The organism is Granulicella aggregans, from assembly GCF_014203275.1.
Classification (GTDB): domain Bacteria; phylum Acidobacteriota; class Terriglobia; order Terriglobales; family Acidobacteriaceae; genus Edaphobacter.
Window position 1 is genome coordinate 1 of the sequence record NZ_JACHIP010000064.1, and the last position, 3,436, is coordinate 3,436.

Annotated in this window: 2 protein-coding genes; one reads left to right on the forward strand and one right to left on the reverse strand. The window is 53.5% G+C overall.

Features of this window, described 5'->3' with window-relative positions; all coding sequences use genetic code 11:
• Positions 1-381 precede the first annotated feature (381 nt).
• Positions 382-783, reverse strand: coding sequence for a hypothetical protein (locus tag HDF16_RS29975; protein ID WP_184224606.1), 402 nt, complete (start codon positions 781-783; stop codon positions 382-384).
• A gap of 2,306 nt (positions 784-3,089) precedes the next feature.
• Here HDF16_RS29975 and HDF16_RS29980 point away from each other — a divergent pair.
• A partial coding sequence (locus tag HDF16_RS29980; RefSeq protein ID WP_184224608.1) for a hypothetical protein occupies positions 3,090-3,436 on the forward strand: 347 nt, incomplete at its 3' end.

Below are 3,436 nucleotides of genomic sequence, written 5' to 3' on the forward strand. Positions count from 1 at the left end.
CGCCTCAATCAACGCCCACGCAAGACGTTGGATTTTGAAACTCCAGCTAGTAAACTCCATGCCAGTGTTGCATCGACCGGTTGAGACCGCCGGCGATTGCGGCAACTTCGACTTCAGACGGCCAAACGGACGACATTTCCGCAAACAACGACTTTGCAGGAGCTTCGTTATTGTCGATTAACTCAGCGTATGAAACGATGTCTTCGTGAAGGCATTGGCGATAGGTTGGCCCGGCGTTGTTCTCGGAATCTTGACGGCTGCTGGTATGTGGGTATTTCGAGACGCGTCGCGCATGTTCCTGCTCTTTACTGTGCTGCTCTTCCTTGAGAGTTCATTTTCCTTGTGGTTCGTGCTCACGCGTAAGCGTCCTGACGGCCTGCGCTAGATTGAAGCGGCGGTTTCGTTAGCTTCTCGGCGCTCCATGTTCCAGAAGCGAGCTTCTGGCAATAGGGGTTCTTCACATTGCGAAGAACTCTGCACCCGGCCCGGTTCGGAACGTCGTGATTGCCGATAACACCGACTTTGCTGGAGAGACGAGTTCTCCCATGTGCCGGGCAGTTCGGCTTCAGGCTTTATCGCCTGCGGCGGCCAAGTATCTGGTAACTCCCCATAAAGCTGCTCGTAGTACCAATCAAAGCCGCACTCCTTGGCTCCCCTCATCTGCCCCCGGTATGTTTTCTCATCAGTCGTGATCTCGCCTTCGCACTCGAAGATGAAATGTGCGGAGGCGAACCTTCGGCCATAGGGGGAGCGTACTGTGACGTCCTTGACCTCGATCGCCATTCGCAAGGTAGCTTTCTGGATTGCGTTTAGGCTCTCACCGTGCCTGTCTATCTGGTGGTTCAACCACACCCGGTAGATGTCGCAGAGCCTCAAAGGAGAGATTGGACAGCCGTTGCAACTACAGACCCCAGTGAGTATGTCTGCCTCATATGAACCAGAACCATAATGTGCGAACGTCGCGAGGTCATGTCCGTCAGGCAGGTCGATGACGCGCTGGCAGAACGAGTTTGCGAATTCTTGGATGAATTTGCGGCGCATGTCTACAACAGCAATCTTAGGGGCTGACTGACGGAATGAAAACGGCGTTTGCTGCAACGAACCCGGGCGTGCACGCCGGCGTTGCATGGCTCTTATCAGGACGTTTTGGCCAGGTAGTCGCATGCGCCGGCCAGTCGAGATCTCGTTTTCCGCCCAAAACACAGACTAGTGAGAACGTTCAAATCAAGCGTTGACCACATCGACCGAATCGGTACCGAAATAGGTTTTGCAAGACCTCTCTAAAGATCTATTAAGACCATGAAACTCATTCGCGAGTCAGCCCGTCACTCAGAAGGCTGCTGAGGGGGATCTATATGCTTGACTCACCTTATCGACTCACGGCTCTCACCATCGCGGGATGCTTGCTAGGTACAGCCGGATTGCTGGGTAGTAGTGTTCATTCCATATACAACTCCCTGCCCCGTCTGATGGCTTGCGTTGTATTCGTGGTTATTGGCATGCTTGGTATGTATTTGGCATCGTATACCCTGCGAGAGTGCGTCCAGAATGAGCGGTGGCCTCCCGAATCCATCACGCCGTTTCGCAGGGCTGTAGATCATCCGATCTGGAAGTGTGTGATGGTCTTATTAGTCTTCGCTATGCTTCTCATCCTCATCCAAGCCGAACATCATCGCGGATACTTTTGGTGTGTCTTTTTCCTTCTTCAGACGCAGACGCAGATCGGTAGTGCCTTCGTTCGGCCCAGAAGGACAGGCGATGCACATGCTGGCATTGACTGGTCTAAGATGGCTCCGCTGACCTCAGATCATTGGGGCGAGCGGTAGTAACAAAGAAAGTGTGCGCTGCCCTCCAGCTGCGGCGCGCAAGGTATGTAGACAGAGAGGATTAAGCCAGAGAGGATCGGAGATCCTTCCGACTATCACAACCATACAAGCTACCGGCGCGCGCTCGCGCCCGCGCGATCGCGGAGGAACTCAACGCTCGTGAAATTCCACCGCCCGACGACTTGGGGAATGGTCTGCAGTCGAGGTCCAAAGGTGATTGAACGGGCGTTTCAGTGAGCACAATAACGCACAACGCTCCTTCGCCTATCTCGCCTTGGTTTACGATGATCGCAGTGGAGGCCAAACTTTGGCGAACAGCACCGAACGCAATAGGATGCGTCACGCCGGCGAATTCCTCAAGAGACGCTAATCTACTTAGCTTCGAAGAAGCGGTGGGATAGCAGGCTGTGGTGGTGGGAGCTTCCTATTTACCTCATTGTGTCTGCCTCAGTGGTTTGCTGGTCATACTGCTCTTTCGAAGCCACAAGCCCATCGATTCGTTTTTCATCTGCGTGTTGATCTTTTTGCTGTCGACCACGCTGCTAGGCAGAATTCGAAGCTGCATTGTTTGAATCATACCCATGTGGTCCGTCGGAGCCATTAGCCGTAAGTTCTTGAAAGCGCGTTATGCTTAGGATAATGCTTTCGCTGATTGAGCACGGACGCTCAAATGTAAACGGGCTGATAGTTGAGTATCTTTCGTGGATTTCAGCCGCCCTGCTCGTTGGCGTTCAGACTTTTGCGCACATTGATCGATGGTACGTTCAAAGGGTTTGGAGAATGTGGTTTTGCTCTGATCACCGAGTTGGAACTCGCACAGAGGCTCCCGCGTAAGATCTGGAGAATCAAGTTGCAATTAAGCCTCTCGATAAGACCTGCGGGAGCTTTCGCACCGAAGTTCTCTGGCAAGATGCCAAATTTCGCCTTCGATCAGACCAAGGGTATGTTCAGATACCTGTTAGATTTCGTCGAGCACCGAGGCCGATTGTGATGCCCAGCTTGAGATAGAAAACCAGCGTTCCAAGCCGCGCCGGGTTTTCGCTTTAAACTTTGCTGTTACCAATTGGCTCCTTAGCAAGCCATCCCGTCGCCAAGGTCAATAGGTAGCGAACCTCGCCGCTGTGCGCACCCACGACAACTCCGGTTGCCGGGCACAGTGGCCACAAACCCTGTTTCTTGTAGGTGCGAGGCGTGCCCCAGTTCCGTGCATCATTCACTGAAAAGGGAAGAGCGTTGTATTGTGGAATATATTTGAGGGCAGCGATGAACAAGAAGACCATTTCTGTGATGATCGTGGTTGCCAGCAGCATTCTTCTTTCCAGGAGCGCAGCAGCTCAGGGTGCCAGCAGCGCAAGGTCGGAGAACCCGAACGATCTCGCATGGGCTCGTGCGTTTGCAACGCCGGAAAAGATGAATGGGGATAACAAGTGGGATCCAGAGTTTCGCACGTTGATGCGAGGTTCGTTTCCTCAGCAACAGAGCTTCAGGCGGGATCACGGGAAATTCCCATCCGTGCCGGAGTTGGTGGAGGAGTTTATCGGCGTCCCCGGTGGCGTGTCGCTCGATGAGGACCGTTACGTGACGATGGATGGATGCATGCCTCATGCGTG